The sequence below is a fragment of the Azospirillum endophyticum genome (assembly GCF_016595245.1).
Taxonomy (GTDB): Bacteria; Pseudomonadota; Alphaproteobacteria; order Azospirillales; family Azospirillaceae; genus Azospirillum; species Azospirillum endophyticum.
Genome location: NZ_JAENHM010000057.1, coordinates 34,420 through 53,964, shown reverse-complemented (window position 1 = coordinate 53,964; position 19,545 = coordinate 34,420). Strand labels below are relative to the sequence as shown.

Here is a 19,545-nt window from a genome sequence, read left to right as displayed (position 1 = left end):
GGTCCGTTTTGCCGTCCGGCCTTACTGCCGTCTTCCCCGGATCGGTGGAGGAACCTCGCCGCCCGTGCCGCCGTTTTCCTGTTCAATGTCGGAAAGGCAAGGCGGGGAGAGCACGGTGTTCGAAGGATTCACGCTGGAGACCGTCGAACTGCCGGACGCGACTCTGCGGGTCCGGCATGGTGGGCAGGGCAGTCCGGTCCTGCTGCTCCACGGCCATCCGCGCACCCATGCGACCTGGCACCGGGTGGCGCCGCTGCTGGCGGCCTCCCACAGTGTGGTCTGTCCAGACCTGCGAGGGTTCGGCCAATCGTCGAAGCCGGCAGACCGGCCGGATCACGCCAATTCCTCCAAACGGGCCAAGGCGCTGGATTGCCTCGCCCTGATGCGGCACCTCGGCTTTGAGCGCTTCGCCGTCGTCGGCCACGACCGCGGATCCTATACCGCGTTCCGTCTGGCGATGGACCATCCCGTCGCCGTCACCCGCCTCGCGCTGCTCGACGGCGTACCGATCTGGGAGGCTCTGGAGCGGTGCGATGCCCGCTTTGCCCGCGCTTGGTGGCACTGGTTCTTCTACGCCCAGCCGGATAAGCCGGAGCGCGCCATCCTGGCCGATCCCGATGCCTGGTATGGCGGCTCGGCAGACGCAATGGGGGAGGAGGCCTACCGGGATTTCCACGCCGCCATCCATGATCCTGGCACCGTGCACGGCATGCTGGAGGATTACCGCGCCGGGCTGGGCATCGACCGAGACCATGACGCGACCGATCGAGCCGCCGGACGACGGCTGACCTGTCCGGTGTTGGCCTTGTGGTCATTGCGGGACGATCTGGAGGAGCTTTACGGCGATGTTCTGGCGGTCTGGCGACCTTGGGCACCGGATCTGCGTGGGCGCGGTCTGGATTGCGGCCACCATATGGCGGAGGAATTGCCGGAAGAGCTGGCGCGCGAGCTTCTGGAATTCCTCGGCACCCAGCCGGAAGAATGAAAAAGCCCCGCCGCGGTGACCGCGGGCGGGGCTTCTCCTTACCTGAACTCTGCCCAGGTGCCGGCTTACAGCGCCGAGTCGACCCACTGGAACAGCGCACCCTTGGGCAGGGCGCCGATCTTGGTGGCGGCGACGCTGCCGTCCTTGAACAGCATCAGGGTCGGGATGCCGCGCACGCCGTACTTTCCGGGGGTGCCCGGGTTCTCGTCGATGTTCAGCTTGGCGACGGTGACCTTGCCTTCATACTCGCCGGCCAGCTCGTCGAGCGCCGGGGCGATCATCTTGCAGGGGCCGCACCATTCCGCCCAGAAATCGACCAGGACCGGGCCGCTGGCCTTCAGGACGTCCTGCTCGAAACTGTCGTCGGTAACCTTGATGGTGGTGCTCATGTGACCTCTTGCCTTGAGTCGGAAGCGCCGCGGACCGGTTGTGAAAGCCCGGCGGGCATCGCCCCGTCAGTGGAATTGAGCAAAATGTAGGGCGGAGGCGCCCGGCCGGTCAAGTCACCCCATCTTTCGGGGGACCCGCCGGCCGCTCTTCACCCCGCCCGCGGGACCAGTCCGGCCGCCGCCGCGTCCATCACCGAGGGCGGCAGCTCCATGGTGTAGGGACCGTCGGTCCACAGCAGCACGCACCGCACCCGCCGCCCCGGATAGACCGCTCGCAACGCCTCGCGGTAGGCCGCCATCTGGCGCCGGTAAACCATTGGCACGTCTTCCAGATCCCGCGGCGGCGGCCGGTTGGTCTTGTAATCGACGATCCACACCGTATCCCCGGTCAGCGCCAGACGGTCGATGCGGCCGGCCAGGGCCCGGCTGCCGTCGCCGAGCGCCACCACGCCGACCAGCGGCACCTCCGCCCGCGAGCCGGGGCCGAACAGATGCGCGAACTCCGCATGGCTCAGCACCGCCAGCGTCTCCCGCGCGATGGCGTCCTGCTGGTCCGGCGTCAGCTTGTGCGCCGGCCGCGCCAGGAAGCGGCGGCAGGCGGCGTCCCGCGCCGCCTCGGCGAGATTGGGCAGGGTCTGCAGCAGCCGGTGGACCAGCAGGCCGCGGCGGAAGCGCTGGCCGTCGTCGTTGCCCAACGGCGAGCGCACCGCCGGCTCCTCGCCGTCCGGCCGCGACGGGGTCAGCGGCCGCGACGGCTCCGGCTCGCCCGGTGCCGGTTCGCCGATCCACGGCGGCGGCGGCTCGGCGGCGGTGCTCTCCTCCGTCTCGACATGGCGCGGCACCACGGCGGTCTGGGCGCCGACCAGCCGCCAGCCCTCTCCGGCCCAGCCGTCGGGGCAGAGGCCGGTGAAGTCGAAGGGGTGCTGCACGCCGTTGTCGCGCATCGCCTCCTCGACCAGCCGGTACCAGCAGTCGTCGGACGGCTCGCGCTTGCCCTGGTGGCCGCAGATGTAGAGCCGGTCCTCCGCCCGCGTCAGCGCGACATAGAGCAGCCGGCGGTATTCCTGGTCGCGCCGCCGGTTGGCCCGCGCCCGCGCCTCGGCGCACAGCCCGTCCTCCTGCGACCGCCGGGCGGCGAACAGCGGCACCGGGCAGTCGTCGTCCGGCCATAGGATCGGCGGGCTCTGGGTCGGGCTGCCCAGCGTGTCGGGCAGGAAGACGATCGGCGCCTGCAAGCCCTTGGAGCCGTGGACGGTCATGATCCGCACGGTGCCGCCGCCCTGCTCCAGCTCGCGCTTGATCTCGGCGTCGCTGGCCGCCAGCCAGGCCAGGAAATTCTGCAGGGACGGCGGCTCGGTCTTCTCGAAGGCGAGGCAGACGGCGAGGAACTCCTCCAGCGGATCCTGGGCGTCGGGGCCGAGCCGCTTCAGGATCGCCCGGCGCCCCGAGCGGCCGTCGGCCGGGCAGGGCCGGTTCAACAGCCCGGCGAACAGCTCGTAGGGGGCGGAGAAGTCGGTGCGCGCCAGCAGGTCGCCGAGATAGCGCCGGGCCGGGCGGAACTCCGCCTCCGTCTCGGCCAGCGCCACCAGCGAGCGCCACAGCGTGCCGCGCCGGCCATGGGCGACGCGGAACAGCGCCTCCTCGTCCAGCCCGACCAGCGGCCCCTTCAGCACGGTGGCGAGCGTCAGGTCGTCGTCGGGCAGCAACAGGAAGTCGGACAGCGCCACCAGATCCATGACGGCGAGCTGTTCGGTCAGCACCATGCGGTCGACGCCGGCCACCGGCACGCCGCGGTCCTTCAGCGCGCGGACCAGTTCGGTGACGAAGGCGGTGCGGCGGCGGACCAGCACCATGACGTCGCCGGGCTGCACCGGCCGGCCCTTGGCCTCCAGCCTCTCGCCGCCGTCGATCCAGCGATGCACCGTCGCCGCGATGACCGCGGCGAGGCGGGCCGACGGCGAATCGGCGGATTCGCGCGCCACCGGCGGCGCCCAGGCCGGCGTCTCGACGGCTTCGGCCGGCTTCACCGGCGGCCACAGCTCGACCAGACCGGCCTGCCCACGGCGGAAGGCGCGGTGGCGGATGACCGGGTTGGCGTCGGACGCCACGCCGTCGCGGGCGCGGTCCAGCGTGAAGACGGCGTCCACCGTCTCCAGCACCGCCGCTGTCGAGCGGAAGGAGATGTCGAGGTCGACCCCCGCCCACAGCCGCTCGGCCGACTCCGCCTTGTCCTGGAAATGCCGGCGCATGCGGGCGAACTCGGCGGGATCGGCGCGCTGGAAGCTGAAGATCGATTGCTTCTCGTCGCCCACCGCGAAGACGGTGCGGATCTTGCCGTCCGGGGCGGCGGCCTCCAGTTCGGCGAAGAACTCGCCGGCCAGCGCCGCGACGATGGCCCACTGGTCGGGGTTGGTGTCCTGCGCCTCGTCGATCAGGATATGGTCCAGGCCGCCGTCCAGCTTGTACAGCACCCAGGGCACCCGCGGCGCCTTGCCGTCGCCGCTCAGCAGCCGGTTGGCCGCCAGGATCAGGTCGTCGTAGTCCAGCAAGGCGCGCGCCGCCTTGCGGTCGCGATAGGCGTCCAGCATCGCCTGCGCCAGGGTCAGCAGGGCGGTGGTCGAGGCGGCGACGCCGGCGGCCTTCACCCGGTCCGAAATCTCCACCAGCCGCTCCGCCTCCTTCTGCAGGGAGAGCAGAGCCTGCGGGTAGGCGGTGGCCGGCTTCTTGGTCATCAGCGTCTTGCGCGGACTGCCCTCGGCGGTCAGGAACAGGCGCTTGTAGGCTTCGAAGGCACGGACCCGGCGGTCGGCGGCGTCGAGCCAATGCTGGATGGCGATGCCGCGTTCCTGGTCGCCGGCGCTGCCGCCCGACAGCGCCCGGCAGGCCTCGCGCAGGGCCGGCGGGTCGCACTGGTCGTCGTGGCAGGCGTGGGTGAGGATCGACTCCTCGGTCACGCCGGCCGGAACCTGCAGCGTGCCGTGGATGGCGTCGATCAGCCCGTCCAGCCCGTGGAAACGCTCGAACAGCTTTTCCACCTGCCCGCGCTGGCTCGCCAGTTCGGCCAGCAGCCCGGCGAAATCCTCCGGATTCAGGTCACCGGTCAGCCGGCCCATGGCGCGGCCGAGCGGGCTGTCCGGCTCGGTCCGGCCGGCATGCAGCACGGCGTCGCGCGCCTCGGTCAGCAGCCCGTCGGCGGTGCGGTCGTCCATCACGTCGAAATGCGGCGCCAGCTCGGCTTCCAGCGGGAAGCGGCGCAGCAGCGACTGGCAGAAGGCGTGGATGGTCTGGATCTTCATGCCGCCGGGGCAGTCCACCACCTGGGCGAACAAGCGCCGCGCGTTCAGCCGGGCTTCCATCGACGGCCGCTCGCCGCAGAGGTCGGCCAGCCGGTCCTCCAGCGCCTCGTCGGGCAGGGTGGCCCACAGGCCGAGCGTCCGGTTGATGCGGATCGCCATCTCCGCCGCGGCGGCCTTGGTGAAGGTCAGGCAGAGGATGCGCGCCGGCGGCGTGCCCGACAGCATCAGCCGCAGCACCCGGTCGGTCAGCACCTTGGTCTTGCCGGACCCGGCCGAGGCGCCGACCCAGACCGACGCCGTCGGATCGGACGCCCGCCGCTGCGCCACGTTGGGGTCGAGCGGCAAGGTACGGGGGGACAGGTCGGTCATGGTCATGGGCGATGCTTCCACAGATCCCCTCTCCCCCCCGGGGAGAGGGTTAGGGTGAGGGGGATGCACCGCAGGACCTTTGGGGCAGGCACGCAATGCGCCCCCCTCACCCCGACCCTCTCCCCGGGGGGGAGAGGGGGAATCACGCCGACACCACTCCCCATCACTCCCCCTCCCCGCCGCCCGACGACCATTCCTGGACGCGGGCCAAATGCGCATAGTCGGTGTAGCGCGGCGCCATCGCCGGGCGTGGACGCGAACGGTAGGGCGTCGCCGGGTCGTCGAACCGTGCGATCAGCGCCTCCAGCCCGGCCCGCGCCTGCTCGCCCAACGCCGCCGGGTCGCCCTTCACCGGCTTCTCCTCGCCGGCCGGGTCGCCGCCGGACAGGCGCCAGAAGGTCAGCTCGGCCACCTCGCCCTTGTCGATGCCGCTGAACCCGCCGGCCGCCGCAATCGCGGCCTCCAGCGGCAACTGCGGGGCGAAGCCGAGCTCGATCTCGCGCGGGCTCGGCGGGGTGCCGGTCTTGTAGTCGATCACCACCAGCCCGTCGGGGCCGCGGTCGATGCGGTCGGCCTTGGCGGTCAGGGCGAAGGGTCCGCCGGGGCCGGACAGCTCCAGCCGGCCCGGCACTTCCGTTCCCAGCGGGCGCAGGCGGGGGCGGCGCTCGCGCTCCAGGTCGACGAACCAGCCGGCCACCCGCTCGAAACGCGCCCACCAGAAGGCCCAGACGTCGGGATGGCTGCGCAGCAGCGGTCCGAAGCGCTCCCGCCCCAGCGCGATCAGCCGGTCGAGCGCGTCGTGGGGCAGCAGGGCGGGATGCTCGCGGACGAAGGCGTCGAGCGTGTCGTGGATGATCTGACCGCGGTCCGACGCCCCCGGATCGGCGGCGATGGGGTCGAGCGCCCGCAGCCGCAAGGCGTGCCGGGCGTAGATGGCGTAGGGATCGCGCATCCAGGTCTCGATCTCCGTCACCGACAGCTTGCGCGGCCGGGCGGACAGCGGCGGACGCGGCTCCGGCGCCGCCACCGGCTGTACCCGCTCGGGCTCGTCCAGCCCGCGTGCCCAGCCGAGCCAGCAGGCCCCGCGCGCTTCGATCACGCCGTCCAGATCCAGCGCCCTCAGCACGGTTTCCAGCCGCAGCAGCCAGCGCGACGGCACGGTCGGCGTGCCCTCCACCCGCGCGGCTCGGGTCAGCACCACCTCCGGCGCGCCGCAGGCATGGGCGAAGTCGTGGGCCGACATGCCGACCAGCCGTTCCGGGCTGGGCAGGCCGAAATCGCGCCGCATCGGCCGCGACATCCAGGGATCGGCGGCGGCCGCCGGCGGCCAGGTCCCCTCGTTCAGCCCGCCGAGGATGGTCAGGTCGAGATGCTGGAGGCGGGCCTCCATCGGACCCAGGATGAACAGGCGCGGATGCAGGCCGTAGCGGGGACGCACCGCCCGCGCGCTCATCAGCGCGTCGAGCAGCGCCGGGTAGTCCTTGGCCGGGATCGCCGGGAAACCCTCGGCCGCGTCGAGCAGGTCGTGGACGAAGCGCGCCGCCTCCTCGCCGTCGTCCTGCCGCCACAGCCGCTCCGCCCCGGTCAGCGCATCGTCGGCGGCGAGCGACTCGCAGAAGGCGACATGGGCGCGCACGAGATCGGCCAGCGGCGTCTCGCTGGTCAGCGCCTCCAGGAAGGGCGCGGCGCGCTGGCCGAGATCGACCAGCCAGCCGCGCAGGAATTCCTGCTGCTCCTCATGGTCGAAGCGGTCGGCCTGCTCCAGCGCCGCCAGCACGCCGTCGAACCCTTCCGCCGGGCGGGGGCCGCGCAGCACCACCCGCTCCAGCGCGCGGGCGGCGGCGCGGAAATCCGCCGAGCCGCGGCCGCCCGCCGCCATCGGATGCTTGGCCAGCGCCAGCAGGGCCAGCGGATGGACGCGGCTCGCCACCAGCTCCGCCGTCAGCCGCAGATAGGTGCCGACCGCGGTGTGGGCGAGCGGCTGGCCGCCCGAATCGTTGACCAGGATGCCCCAGCGCGCCAGCGCCATGGCGACCCGGCGGCCGAGGTTGCGGTCGGGAGTGATGAGGGCCGCGGTCTTGTTCGGCGTTTCCAGCGCATGGCGCATCAGCAGGGCGATGACCTGCGCCTCCTCTTCCGAGGTGGCGGCGTCGATGCGGGTCAGCCCGTCCAGCGCCGCCGCCTCCACCCCCGACAATTCGCGCCAGCCCTCGGTGGTCGCCGCCGGGCGCATCGCCTCGGCGATCAGACGGGCGCGGGCGCCGCGCGGCTCCGTCGCGTCGCTCCAGGGCCGGACCTCGGCGCGGGTGACGCCCAGCCGGTCGATCAGCTGCGACAGGCCATGCTGCGGATGGGACTCATCCCCGGCGATGGCGTCCCAGATCACGTCGTCGGCACCGGTGTCGAGGCCGGGCAGCACCACCGCCCCCAGCGGCAGCCGGGCGATGACCGACAGCAGTTCCGTCGTCGCGACGATGGAGCCGGTCGAGCCGGCGGCGATCACCATGCCCGGCGGCGGGGCCGCCTGCCACAGCGCCGCCTGCGTCTCCAGCGCCAGGTTGCGGCGCTTGGCCGGGTCGGTCTCGCCGCCCGACTCGAGGATGGCCGGCCAGACCTCGGTGATGATGCGCAGGAATTTCAGCGTGACCTGCCAGTGCTCGGCATAATCCTCCGGCACCAGCGACTCGAGCTTCTCGAATCCGGCGCGTTCGATCCACACCGCATCGATCAGCCGGCCCAAATCGGCGCCCAGCCGCACCGCCTGCGCCGTCGTCGCCGACAGCCCCTCGGCCCCCAGGATCAGCCGGGCCAGCGTCATCTGCCGGTTCAGCGGCGAGATCGCCTCCGGCAGGTCGAGCGGGAGGTCGGGCAGCTCCTCCTCGGTCAGGCTGAGGTCGCCGGCATCCAGCTCGCCCAGCGGCGCCATCCGCGGCAGCAGCGTCGGCTGCCCGCCCGACCGCCGCAGGAAGGCCGCCTGCAACGACCGGCAGGCGCGCCGTGTCGGCAGCAGGACGGTGACCCCGGCCAGCGCCATCGGGTCGCCGCCGACCCGTTCCATGATCCCCGCCGCCAGCATGTCGACGAAGGGCGCGCCTGCGGGGATGCTGTAGACTTTGGGGAGAGTGGAGCTGTCGGGAAACATGGAAGGTCCGTGTATCGCTTGCCCCCACCCCAACCCTCCCCCGCCCTCGGTCGGCGGAAGGCCGATCCGATCGCGGGGGAGGGGGAAAGTGCTTGGGCGGGAGAGTGGCGGTAGTTTCCTCCCCCGCCCAGCGGGGGAGGATTAAGGTGGGGGCGAAACGTCTCGTCCAGTATAGCTCGGCCCGGCCCTCAATGCGCCACCGCCCGCACGCCGCCGATGGACAGCAGATCCTCCGCCTCCCGAAGCCCGGCCGGCGTGCCGATGTGGAACCACAGCCCGTCATGGGCGAGGCCGAACAGCCGTCCCGCCGCCTGCGCGCGGTCCCAGATCAGGTTGGTGGAGAAGGCGCCGTCGGGCGTGCCGGCCGCGAACAGCTCCGGCTTGACGATCTGCACCCCGGCATAGACGAAGGGCGCCAGTTCGCGCTCGGCCCGGCGGGTCAGGCCGCCCAGCGGGTCCATGTGATAGTCGCCGGGCCCGTCATAGCCGACCGACTTGGTCGTCGCCATCAGCAGGAGCAGCGCGTCCATCTCCGCCGGGTTCCAGTGCGATGCCAGACGGCGCAGGGCCGGCACCGGCCCGTCCAGCCAGAAGATGTCGGCGTTCACGGTGTAGACCGGCGCGGTGCCGAGATGGGGCAGCGCCTTCTTCACCCCGCCGCCGGTCTCCAGCAGCGTGTCCTCCGGCGACAGGGTGATGGCCGGCGCCGTCCGCTCCTGCAGATGCTCGCCGATCATCGCGCCCAGATAATGGCTGTTGACCACCGCCCGGCCGACGCCGGCCTCGGCCAGCCGGTCGAGCGCATGGTCCAGCATCGGCTTACCCAGCACCGGGATCAGCGGCTTCGGCCGATCGTTGGTCAGCGGGCGCATGCGCAGGCCCTGGCCGGCGGCCAACACCATCGCAGTTTCTGGAATGGTCACGGTCATCTCAGGGCGTCTCCGGAACGACGAAGGCGGCACGGGCGGCGGGTGGCAGGTGGCGGTCGAACCAGCCGGCGACCGGCGCCAGTTCCGGCTTCGCCAGCTGCGCTTCCAGCAGGCGCCAGACCCGCGGCAGATGGACGAGGTAGGACCGCCGTCCCTGGCTCAGCGCCAGGCGGACGAAGATGGCGACGATCCGCGCGTGGCGGACCGCCCCCAGCACCGCCATGGCGCGGCGGAAGGCGGCGGCATCGGTCTCGGGGAAGGCGGCGAGATAGCGTGCGACCATCGCCCCGGCCAGATCGGGCGCCACGTCGCGCCGCGCGTCCTCCAGCAGCGACACCAGATCGTAGGCCCGCGGCCCCCAGCCGGCGCTCTGGAAGTCGATCAGTCCGGCGGCCTTCACCCCCGGCCGCGGCAGCCGCATCAGGTTGTCGACATGATAGTCGCGCAGCAGAAGCGACGGCGCCCCGGTGCAGACCGGCTCCAGCACCATCCGCCAAGCCGTATCGAAATCGGACCGATCCCCGTCGTTCAGGGACCGCCCCAGCGCCGCCGGCACATAGGCGTCGAGGAACAGCCGGGTCTGCTCCACGAACAGCGCCGGATCGTAGACCGGCAGGGCCAGCCGCCTTGCCGCCCCCTCCGGCCAGCCGCGGTGGATGGTGATCAGCGCGTCGGTCGCCATCCCGTAGAGCGGCCAGGAATCGGCACCGTCCGCCAGCAGGCGGGAGAATGTCTCGCTTCCGAAATCCTCCTGAAGCGCCAGTCCCCGCTCCACGTCCGACGCGAGGATGGTGGGAACCGACAGCCCGATCGCCGCCAGTTCGGCGCCGATGGCGATGAACGGCCCGAGGTCTTCGGCCGGGGCCGGCGTGTCGACCAGGATCAGCGTGCTTCCATCGGCTTTGCAGAGGCGCTCGTAACGCCGGGCGGACGCGTCGCCGGCCAGCGGCTCCCGCGCCGCGCCGGCCAATCCGTTGGCGTCCAGGAAGGCGGCGATCTCCACCTCCCGCGCAGACGGTATGGCCGCCATCACAGCGTCCAGTCGGCGGCGGCCACCCGAGCCGCCAGCGCGCCGTGGCCGGTCAGCGTGGCGCGGCGGGCATCCGCTCCGTCATGTTCCATCGTCACCTCCACCCGGTCGGGCGGCAGCAGCGGGCCCAGCCGGTCCGGCCATTCCACCAGCGCCACCGCTTCGGCCCGCGCATCGTCCCAGCCCAGCTCATATACCTCGTCGGGGCCGGACAGGCGGTAGAGGTCGAAATGCCAGACCGGCCCGATGGCGGTGTCGTAGGTCTGCACCAGGGTGAAGGTGGGGGAGGGCACCTCGGCGTCCTCATGGGTGACGCTGCGGATCAAGGACCGCGACAGCGCCGACTTGCCGGCGCCGAGGTCGCCGCGCAGGGCCACGAGGTCGCCCGGCCGCAGGACGATGGCCAGCCGGCGGCCCAGCGCCGCGGTGGCCGCCTCGTCAGGCAGCGGGAGGACGAGGGTATGGAGGGACGTGTCCGACATGGCGCGGATACTGTGCGAAGCCGCCGCCCGCCCGCAAGTCGTATAAGGTGGGGCCGTAAAGAAGGATGGGTCGGCGGCCGACCCAGCGGCCGATTTAACGGCCGACCCGGCGCTTGGAGGACAGCCGGTCGCCTGCCCCGGATCCGTCCGCGCCGCCGGCCACCACCAGCCGCGGCGCCTTGTTGAAGTTCATGGTGATCATCAGCGTCAGCGCGCCGTTGATCAGGTGCAGGATCTTGTCCGACGCCACCGGCAGGGGGATGCGCCGGCCCATGCAATAGCCGACCAGCGCCGCCGTCACCTCGGTGTCGCCCAGCGCCAGCTCGGTCACCACGCCGTCGTCGTCGGTGACGGACAGGCGGATCTCGATGCCTTCCGGCTCCGGTCCCTCGTTGCGGTGGTAGACGATGTTCGACACTGTGCCGACCGGCAACGGATCCTTCACCCGGCGCCGGCGGTCCAGCACCGCCCGCACGACCTCCTGGTCGGTGAAGACCAGACACCGAAGTTCCTTCATTCCGGGCCTCCACCTGGCAGGCAGTCGGGCTGGGGATGGCCGGGCCGAGGAGCATCCGGGCCGACCATCCGCCGCGTTCCCGTACTGTCCGCCCTGCAGCCGCCGCGTGCAATAAACAAATTTAGACGAATTTACGCGAAATTGTTAAAACGCATTCCTCGCGCCACTCCCCTGCGCGGCATGGCGGCGCCTTCCCCTTGCTGGGGGTTGACCCGGCCGGCAAATGCGGACAATGGAGGGGCGGTTCAGCTCCTCCATCACCCCGTCGTCCGGCACCCCGTCCCAAGGAATTGGCTTCCATGTCGCAGACCGCCTCCAGCAACGATGTCCTCACCACCGATGTCGTCATCGTCGGCGCCGGCCCCGTCGGGCTGTTCGCCGTGTTCGAATGCGGCATGTTGAAGATGCGCTGCCATGTGGTGGACGCGCTGGACATGGTCGGCGGCCAATGCACGGCGCTCTATCCGGAAAAGCCGATCTACGACATCCCGGCCCACCCCTCGATCGAGGCGGCCGACCTGATCGACCGGCTGGCGGAGCAGGCGGCTCCCTTCGCGCCCACCTACCATCTGGGCCAGCAGGTGGAAAAGCTGACCCGCCAGGACGGCGGGCGCTGGCTGGTGGAGACCAGCATCGGCACGAAGATCGACGCCCGGGCGGTGGTCATCGCCGCCGGCAGCGGCGCCTTCGGCCCCAACCGCCCGCCGCTCGACGGGCTGGAGGCCTATGAGGGCAAGTCGGTCTTCTACATGGTGCGCCGCCGCCAGGACTTCGCCGGCAGGAAGGTGGTGATCGCCGGGGGCGGCGACAGCGCCGTCGACTGGGCCATCTCCCTGGCCGACGTCGCCGAGCGCGTCTATGTCGTCCACCGCCGCCCGAAGTTCCGCGCCGCCCCCGAAAGCGTCGCCCGCATGGAGGCGCTGGTGCGCGAGGGGCGGATCGAGATGGTGGTGCCCTACCAGCTCTCCGGCCTGGACGGCGCGGACGGCCGGCTGACCGCGGTGCGCGTCGCCACGCTGGACGGCGAGGAAAAGGCGCTGCCGGCCGACGCGCTGCTCGCCTTCTTCGGCCTGTCGATGAATCTCGGCCCCATCGCCGATTGGGGCCTGGATCTGGAGCGCAGCCACATCGCCGTCGCCCAGCCCGGCTGTGCCACCAACGTGCCGGGCGTCTTCGCCATCGGCGACATCGCGACCTATCCCGGCAAGCTGAAGCTGATCCTCTGCGGCTTCGCCGAGGCGGCCCAGGCGGCCCACGCCATCCGCCCGCTGGTCTATCCGGGCGAGGCGCTGCATTTCGAATACTCCACCTCGAAGGGCGTGCCGGGCGGAGCGTGAATGACTGCCCTCTCCCGCCTTTCGCACAAACTTCGTTTGTGCTGACGGCGTCAGGCGGATCGAAGATCCGCTGAGAGCCCCGGGAGAGGGAGGGGACCCACGAAGTGGGGAGGGTGAGGGGTACACCAAGGATCAGGCATCTGGTTCCTTGCACCACCCCTCACCCTTCCCATGCTGCGCATGGGCCCCTTCCCTCTCCCGGGGCGGGAGAGGGAGTTAATCCTACCCCGCCTTCACCCCGTTCACCGGGGCCTGCACCGGCATGATGCAGCGGACATGGGCGCTGCGGTAGACGCCGGCGCCGGTGGTCTCGTCCAGTTCCAGCCGGCCGCCGTGCAGTTCCACCACGTTGCGGGCCAGCGAGACGCCCAACGCGGCGGCGCCCTGCGGGTCGGCCTCCGGCGCCGCCGCACCGCTGACCGACAGGGTGATGCTGCCGTTCAGCCTTTCGCCCGCAAGCCGGATGCGGCGGTCGGCGGGCGGGTGGCGGATGGCGCCCACCACCAGGGTGAACAGCGCCTGCTTCAGCCGCTTGCCGTCCCCCTCCATCTCGCCCAACGCCTCGGGCGCCACCACCTCCAGCCGCAGCCCCTCGCGCCGCGCCCAGTCGCGGGTCAGGCCGGCGACCGAGTCGAGCAGGTCGGGCAGGTTGATCGCGCCGCGGTCCAGCGTGGTGACGCCGGCCCCCAGGCTGGTCAGGTCGACCACGTCGTCGATCAGTTCCAGCAGGCGCTGGCCGGCCGCCAGCATGCTGCGCACATACTCCATCTGGCGGGTGTTCAGCTCGCCGAAATACTGGTTCGCCAGCACTTCGGCGAAGCCGATGATGCCGTTCAGCGGCGTGCGCAGATGGTGGGAGACGTTGGCGATGAACTCGCTCTTCAACTGGTCGGCGGCTTCCAGCGCGGCGTTGGAGGCGCGCAGCGCCGTCTCCAGCCGGGCGCCGTCGGTGACGTCGAGATAGCTGTTCAGCACCGCCCCGTCCGGCAGCGGCAGGGTGGAGAATTCCACCACCGACCCGTCGCTGCGCTCCACCCGGCCGGAGCGGACGCTGCGCTCCAGCGTGGCGCCGACCAGCTCTTCCTTCAGCGCCTCCCAGGTGGCGGCCTCTGCCGGCCGGTCCGGCGCCTTCTCCGCCGGCACGATCTCCAGCAGCGGGCGCATGCGTTCGATGACGTCGGCGATGTGGGGTTCGCCGTGCAGGTCGCGGTCCTCCAGATCCCAGATGCGGGCGAAGGCCGGGTTGGACAGCTTCAGCCGGCCGTCGCCGCCGAACACGGCGATGCCTTCGGCCAGATTGTCCAAAGTCTCCTGCTGCACCGCCATCAGCGTGTTGTAGGAGGATTCCAAAGCCAGCGTGTTGGTCACGTCCTCCAGGATGGTGATCAGCCCGCCCTGCGGATGCGGGGCTGCCAGATGGCGCAGCGTGGTGCCGTCCGGCAGGTGCAGCATCTCCTCCAGCGGTTCCACCAGGTGGGTGTAGCGGGTCAGCCTTTCCCGCTTGAAGGTCTGGTAGTCGGCATATTCCGGCAGCCGGCGGCGGGCGCGCAGCTCCTCCAGCAGCTCGGCGTTGGTCGGCTCGCTGCGCAGCCACGCCTCGTCCAGGTCCCAAAGGCGGGCATAGGCCTGGTTGAAGAAGGTCAGCCGGGTATCGGGGCCGAAGATGGCGATGGCGGTGCCCAGCCGTTCCAGCACCTCCGCATGCGCGGTCAGGTGGCGGTCCAGCTCGCCGCGCAACTCCTCCAGCGGGGTCAGGTCCAGGGCATAGCCGACCACCAGCGTGCCGCCGCCGTCGGTCAGCGGCAGCGGCGCCTCGGTGACCTCCAGCAGTCGGCGTTCGGTGCCGATCACCACGGGGGCGCGGTCGGACTGGGCGAAGCCGCCGCTGCGCGCCCGCTCGGCCAGCGCCGGGCCGGCGGCGGTCAGCTCCCGCCCCTCCGCCACCACCGTCCCGGGATCGCCGTCGACGGCGCGGGCATAGGCGCGGTTGCACCAGGACAGCCGTAACGATCGGTCGCGCATCCACACCGGAACCGGCAGCGCGTCCGCCATCGCCTGCAACTCGGCAAGGCGGGAACGGGCGGCTCCCGCCTCCTCCTCCTGGCGCAGCGTGGCGTCCCGTGCGGCGCCGCGGGCGATGGTGACATCCTCGATCCACACCACGTCGCAGTGCGTCCCGCCCGCCCGTCCGCGCCGGCCGGTCAGCACCAGACGCCGTCCGCCGGGTGCCGCCGCCTCGCAGCGGAAGGGGGTGCCGTCGCAGCGCAGGCGGGACAGTGCGGGCGCGAGATCGGGTGCGGTCAGGCCATTGGCCGTCGAGCCGGCGGGCGAGCCGGTGAGCGCGTCGGCGGAGGAAATGCCCAGCAGGGCCGCCGCCTCGTCCGATAGGGCGCTCTCGCCCTGGTCGGTCCAGGCGCACCAGGGGTGCGGCGCGGCGGCCAGCATGGCCCGCCAGCGATCCGCGGCGGCATGATCGGCTTGGCGCCGGGGTTCCTTGTTCCAAAAGAAGCCAGCGAGACCGACCACGCTTTTCACCCCCGGGACCGCCGGGGCTTGGCAAGGGCCCGGCTGAGTCTGTCGAAATGAATCAAGATGCGCAGAGTAGTTCAGCCATTTCCCACCGACAAGCGCACACCCATGCGGCTTGCTGCCTTTTCGAAATTCCTCTCCCGCCCAGGTAGATTTCGCTCCGACACGTCCGGTTACGCCATGCTCTCTTCCGGGCTGGGTACCGTCTCTTTCGTGTGGCGCAGGTCGTGGATCGCTTTTTCGACCTTCGGGAAGGCCGCTGCCATCGCATCGGCATGCCGCGCGGCATCCGATGCGCGCGCCTCCAGGACGGCGCGTTCGAGCGCGGTGCAGGCGGCGGCCAGCGCCCGCGCCCCCGCGGTGCGCGCCGCTCCGGCGACCGCATGGGCGGCGGCCCGCGCCTCTTCCATGTCGCCGGAGTCCAGCGCCTGCCGCACCCGCTCCAGCGTTGGCCGCGTCGTCTCGATGAAGAAGTCCATCATGTCGAGTGTCCCGGCATCCAGGCCGCCCTTCCCGGTGTCGCCGAAGGTCTCCCGCACATGGTCGAGGTCGAGGACCGGAAGCGTTTCTTCGATCGCAGGCTCGGCGGCGGCAGGCGCCGCCGGCAGGGGCATATCGGCCATGGGGACGTCAGGCGGGGCGTCCGCCCAGCGGGCCAGGACGCGGGAGAGCTGGGCCAGGGTCACCGGCTTGGCGAGGTAATCGTCCATGCCGGCGGCCAGGCAGCGCTCCATCTCGCCGGACAGAGCGTTGGCGGTCATGGCGACGATGGGGTTGCGCCGCCGTCCGTCCTCTTCCGCCCGGATGCGGCGGGCCAGCTCGTAGCCGTCCATCGCCGGCATGTGGCAGTCGGTGATGACCAGCCGGTGCCGGCCGCCGCGCCAGGCCGCCAGCGCCTGTTCGCCGTCGGCCGCCAGTTCCGCCCGGTAGCCCAGCCGGCGCAGCTGGCGCAGGATGACCTGCTGGTTGGTGGGATGGTCCTCCGCCACCAGGATGGGATCCGGGGCAGGGGGCTCCGGCTGCCCGTCCGCCTCCCCCGCCCCCTCCAGGCCGCCGGCCGGGGTCGGCGCCGGCAGGGGCGCGCCCCGAACGGCTTCTGCCGCATCCGGCGCGATGCGGCCGGTCAGGATGGCGGCGGCACGGACCAGCGCGGCGCGATGGACCGGCTGCATCAGCCCCGCCACCGGCCCCGTCGGCACTCCCGCCGGCGTGTGGGGCGAGGCGACCGCGGCGGCGCCCGCCCGTCCGTCGGCCAGCAGAAGCCGGGGCAGGGCGGGGTCGCAGGCGCCGGCCGCCGCTTCCAGTCCTCCGGCCAGCGCCGTGGCGGTCACCAGCAGTCCGACGCCGCCGTGCCCCAGCTTCGATGCGGCATCGGCCACCGTGGCGGCGGTCGCCACCGTCGCCCCGGCCTGCTCCAGATAGCGGGCCAGCACGGCGCTCTGCGCCTCGTCCCCGTCGGCGACCAGGACCGACAGGCCGGCCAGCGGCGCCGGGGAAGCGGACGCGGGCGCGGTTCCGGCCATGCGCGGCAACTCCACCGTGAACCAGAAGATCGACCCCCGGCCGGGTACGGAAGAGACGCCGATGCGCCCGCCCATCCGCTCGATCAGCCGGGTGCAGATCGCCAGGCCCAGCCCGGTGCCGCCGAAGCGGCGGGTGGTGGAACTGTCGGCCTGGCTGAAGGGCTGGAACAGCCGGGCCTGCCCTTCCGGTCCGATGCCGATGCCGCTGTCCTCGACCGATACGTGCAGGCCGACATGGTCGGAGAGGACCGCCCGATCGGCACGGACGCGCAGCACCACCCGGCCCCGGTCGGTGAACTTGATGGCGTTGCCGGCCAGGTTGAACAGGATCTGGCGCAGCCGCCCGGGATCGCCGCCCAGCCGCTCCGGCACCGACCGGTCGATGTCGCAGATCAGCGCCAGCCCCTTCTGGTGGGCCTGGGGGGCCAGCAGATCCGCCACCCCTTCCACCAGTTCGGCCGGGCACAGATCGATCTCTTCCAGCTCCAGCTTTCCGGCCTCGATCTTCGACAGATCCAGAATGTCGTCGATGATCCGCAGCAGCGCCGCCCCGCTGTCCCGCATGGTGGAGACCAGGGTCCGCTGCTCCTCGTCCAGCGCGGTCAGCGCCGTCAGCTCCAGCATGCCCAGCACGCCGTTCATCGGCGTGCGGATCTCGTGGCTCATCGTCGCCAGGAACTCCGCCTTCGACCGGGCGGCGACCTCCGCCTGCTCCTTGGCGGCGCGCAGCGCCTCCTCCGCCTGCTTGCGCGCGGTGATGTCGTAGCTCCAGGCCAGCACCGCCGGCTCGCCCTCGAAGCTGGTGCGCTGGAGCGTCTGCAGGGCCCAGACCCGGCTGCCGTCGGGGCGGTCGACGGCCACCTCGGCATCGCGCACCAGGACGCCGCCGTTCCCGGCATCCCATTGCTGGCCGGTTCCGCCCCGGCTGATGCTGGCACCGGGCAGGGCCAGCGCGTGGCGGCTGCCGACGAAGTCCTCCGGCGGACGGCCGGCCAGCTCGGCGGCACGGGCGTTGGCGAAGGCGACGGTGCCGTCGGCGCGGCCGATGGAGACGCCGACCGGGCTCTGTTCCAGGATGGTGCGCAGCCGGCGTTCGCTTTCGGCCAGCGCGCATTCGCGGGCGCGGATGGTGTCGACGAAATAGGCCAGCGCACGGGCCATCTCGCCGATCTCGTCCCGGCTGCCGGCCGGGGTGGCGGCGGGCAGGTCCAGATGGGGCATCGCCGCCGGATCCGCCGTCACCACCGCCTGCATCGCGCTGCGCAGCCGGCGCAGCCGCGCCACCACGTTGCGGTGGATGTAGGCGAAGATGGCGGCGGCCCCCAGGATCGACAGCACGGCCATGGCGACCACCGCCCGTTCGCCGTCGCGGATCACCCGCTCGAACTCGGCCGACCGCCGGGCGACGTCCTGCTCCACCGCCAGGAAATAGGCGGACACGATGCCGACCAGCTGGTCCGAAACCGCCTGGTTGCGCGCGGCCGACCGCTTGATCGCCCGCTGCAGCGACAGCTCCGCCTCGCGCAACGCGAACAGGGGGGAGCGGCCGAAGGCCTGCTCGACCAGTTCGCGCTGCAGCGGCTCCAGCCGGGCGGCCTGGTCGGCCGGCAAGAGGGCCAGCGCCTCGGCGGCATTGTCCAGCGCAATGCGGGCGTCGGCCTGGAAGCGGTCCAGCTGACCGTCGCGCTCGGCCCGCGCCGCCGCCAGCAGCGTGGTCGCCGCCCCGGCCAGCTCGCGGCGCCAGCGGTCCAGCGCCTCGCGGCCGCGTTCGGTCGCCTCGGCGTCCGGCAGGCCGGACCGCAGCTCCATGTGCCAGGGGGCATCGGCCTCCTGCGACTCGGCGGCACCCAGCCGTCCGGCCAGGGTGGCCAGCGCCTGGGCGCGGGCGTTGGTCTCGGCGATCAGGGACAGCTGCTGCCGGACCTGGGCGTTCAGGGTCAGCAGCGTGCCGACCAGCTCGTTCTTGCGGCGGTCCAGTTCGGCCAGATCGGCCCAGCCGGTTTCGGTCTCGGTCTTGCCGTTCCCCATTCCGTCGCCGGCAGCCGGGCCGGCGTGGCGCACGGCGCCGCCATGGGCGATCAGCCGCGCCATCAGCTCTTCCAGCCGGACGATCCGATCGCCCATCCGCGCCATCACCGCCTCGCGCGCGGTCTGGTCCTGGGCGGCGATCAGGGCAGGGGCGATGGCGGCGACGGCGCCGCTCTGCTGCACCAGCTGGGCGGCGGCGACCAGCCCCGGCACCTTGGCGGTGGCGATCTGCTCGTAGCCCTGGTGGAAGCGCGAGAACAGCGAGACGGCGACGCCGCCGGTCGCCGCGGCCAGCCCGCCGATGACCGTCAATCCCGCCAGGATGCGGAACGCCACGCTCCGCCGGGGACTCGACATGCCCACCCCCTCGTCCGCCGCAGCCGATGGCGCTGGGCCGATCATGCTGGATCGGGACTCCGCCGGCCGCGTCATACCCGCATCGGTGCGCCGATCATGACATAGAAAGTCGCACAGAGGGTGGGATCTCGGGGTGTCAGGCCACGCCGGTGGAGCCGAAACCGCCCGTCCCGCGCGCCGTGTCGTCCAGCGCCTCGACCTCGACCAGCGCCGCCTGGGGGGCCGGAGCGATCACCGCCTGGGCGATGCGGTCGCCGCGGGCGATGGCGAAGGGCTCGTCCCCCAGATTGATCAGGCAGACGCCGACCGGCCCGCGATAGTCGCAATCGACGGTGCCCGGCGTGTTCAGCACCGTGACGCCGTTCTTCACCGCCAGCCCGGAGCGCGGCCGGATCTGCATCTCCCATCCCGCCGGCAGCCCGACGGCGAAGCCGGTCGGCACCAGCAGCCGCCGGCCCGGCGCCAGCAGGACGGGCTCGTCCGCCGGCACCGCCGCACGCAGGTCGAACCCCGCGGCTCCCTCCGTGGCGTAGGACGGCAGCGGCAGGTCGTCGTTGCCGGGCAGGCGGAGGAAGGCGACGGTGGGGGGCATGCAGTGACTCCTGTGTGAGACGGCGGATGGGGGAGGTAGA

At 72.0% G+C, this 19,545-nt stretch carries 12 protein-coding genes; 2 read left to right on the top strand and 10 right to left on the bottom strand.

Going from position 1 to position 19,545, the window contains the following annotated elements:
* The first annotated feature begins 115 nt into the window (after window positions 1–115).
* Window positions 116–985 (top strand): alpha/beta fold hydrolase, encoded by an 870-nt coding sequence (locus JHL17_RS18165; protein WP_200195152.1) that lies wholly within the window; start codon window positions 116–118, stop codon window positions 983–985.
* Between the two features lie 65 nt (window positions 986–1,050).
* Here the strand turns inward: JHL17_RS18165 and trxA are convergent, their stop codons facing one another.
* From trxA to JHL17_RS18130, 7 genes are all read right to left on the bottom strand, one after another.
* The gene (gene trxA, locus JHL17_RS18160) at window positions 1,051–1,374 is read right to left on the bottom strand and encodes a thioredoxin TrxA (RefSeq protein ID WP_149234618.1); all 324 of its coding nucleotides are present in this window, start codon (window positions 1,372–1,374) and stop codon (window positions 1,051–1,053) included.
* Between the two features lie 149 nt (window positions 1,375–1,523).
* Window positions 1,524–5,045, bottom strand: coding sequence for a double-strand break repair helicase AddA (gene addA / locus JHL17_RS18155; RefSeq protein WP_200195150.1), 3,522 nt, complete (start codon window positions 5,043–5,045; stop codon window positions 1,524–1,526).
* A 157-nt stretch (window positions 5,046–5,202) separates the two neighbouring features.
* Window positions 5,203–8,181: a double-strand break repair protein AddB gene (gene addB / locus JHL17_RS18150; protein WP_200195148.1), complete on the bottom strand. Its 2,979-nt coding sequence runs from the start codon at window positions 8,179–8,181 to the stop codon at window positions 5,203–5,205.
* Between the two features lie 188 nt (window positions 8,182–8,369).
* Entirely contained in the window at window positions 8,370–9,110 is a 741-nt protein-coding gene (locus JHL17_RS18145) for a nucleotidyltransferase family protein (RefSeq protein ID WP_200195146.1), read from the bottom strand.
* Between the two features lies 1 nt (window position 9,111).
* Entirely contained in the window at window positions 9,112–10,140 is a 1,029-nt protein-coding gene (locus tag JHL17_RS18140) for an aminoglycoside phosphotransferase family protein (protein ID WP_200195144.1), read from the bottom strand.
* Window positions 10,140–10,622 (bottom strand): tRNA (adenosine(37)-N6)-threonylcarbamoyltransferase complex ATPase subunit type 1 TsaE, encoded by a 483-nt coding sequence (gene tsaE, locus JHL17_RS18135; protein WP_200195142.1) that lies wholly within the window; start codon window positions 10,620–10,622, stop codon window positions 10,140–10,142. Before tsaE ends, JHL17_RS18140 begins: the two co-directional genes overlap by 1 nt.
* 94 nt (window positions 10,623–10,716) lie before the next feature.
* A complete protein-coding gene (locus tag JHL17_RS18130) occupies window positions 10,717–11,139 on the bottom strand; it encodes a hypothetical protein (protein ID WP_200195140.1) in 423 nt (140 codons plus the stop codon).
* A 299-nt stretch (window positions 11,140–11,438) separates the two neighbouring features.
* On the opposite strand from JHL17_RS18130, the gene JHL17_RS18125 reads away from it, so the two are divergent.
* Window positions 11,439–12,476, top strand: coding sequence for an NAD(P)/FAD-dependent oxidoreductase (locus JHL17_RS18125; protein ID WP_200195138.1), 1,038 nt, complete (start codon window positions 11,439–11,441; stop codon window positions 12,474–12,476).
* Window positions 12,477–12,698: 222 nt separating this feature from the next.
* Here the strand turns inward: JHL17_RS18125 and JHL17_RS18120 are convergent, their stop codons facing one another.
* The 3 genes from JHL17_RS18120 to dut all read right to left on the bottom strand — a co-directional run bounded on the left by JHL17_RS18120 (window position 12,699) and on the right by dut (window position 19,505).
* Window positions 12,699–14,921, bottom strand: coding sequence for a sensor histidine kinase (locus tag JHL17_RS18120; protein ID WP_247893632.1), 2,223 nt, complete (start codon window positions 14,919–14,921; stop codon window positions 12,699–12,701).
* 257 nt (window positions 14,922–15,178) lie between these two features.
* Window positions 15,179–18,913, bottom strand: a complete 3,735-nt coding sequence (locus JHL17_RS18115; RefSeq protein WP_200195134.1) for a hybrid sensor histidine kinase/response regulator — start codon at window positions 18,911–18,913, stop codon at window positions 15,179–15,181.
* Window positions 18,914–19,049: 136 nt separating this feature from the next.
* Window positions 19,050–19,505, bottom strand: coding sequence for a dUTP diphosphatase (gene dut / locus JHL17_RS18110; RefSeq protein ID WP_200195132.1), 456 nt, complete (start codon window positions 19,503–19,505; stop codon window positions 19,050–19,052).
* Window positions 19,506–19,545 lie beyond the last annotated feature (40 nt).

Coding starts and splice junctions, on each gene's coding strand:
- trxA (WP_149234618.1), bottom strand. CDS start 1,374: ATGAGCACCACCATCAAGGTTACCGACGACAGTTTCGAGCAGGACGTC.
- addA (WP_200195150.1), bottom strand. CDS start 5,045: ATGACCATGACCGACCTGTCCCCCCGTACCTTGCCGCTCGACCCCAAC.
- addB (WP_200195148.1), bottom strand. CDS start 8,181: ATGTTTCCCGACAGCTCCACTCTCCCCAAAGTCTACAGCATCCCCGCA.
- JHL17_RS18145 (WP_200195146.1), bottom strand. CDS start 9,110: ATGACCGTGACCATTCCAGAAACTGCGATGGTGTTGGCCGCCGGCCAG.
- JHL17_RS18140 (WP_200195144.1), bottom strand. CDS start 10,140: ATGGCGGCCATACCGTCTGCGCGGGAGGTGGAGATCGCCGCCTTCCTG.
- tsaE (WP_200195142.1), bottom strand. CDS start 10,622: ATGTCGGACACGTCCCTCCATACCCTCGTCCTCCCGCTGCCTGACGAG.
- JHL17_RS18130 (WP_200195140.1), bottom strand. CDS start 11,139: ATGAAGGAACTTCGGTGTCTGGTCTTCACCGACCAGGAGGTCGTGCGG.
- JHL17_RS18125 (WP_200195138.1), top strand. CDS start 11,439: ATGTCGCAGACCGCCTCCAGCAACGATGTCCTCACCACCGATGTCGTC.
- JHL17_RS18120 (WP_247893632.1), bottom strand. CDS start 14,921: ATGCTGGCCGCCGCGCCGCACCCCTGGTGCGCCTGGACCGACCAGGGC.
- JHL17_RS18115 (WP_200195134.1), bottom strand. CDS start 18,913: ATGTCGAGTCCCCGGCGGAGCGTGGCGTTCCGCATCCTGGCGGGATTG.
- dut (WP_200195132.1), bottom strand. CDS start 19,505: ATGCCCCCCACCGTCGCCTTCCTCCGCCTGCCCGGCAACGACGACCTG.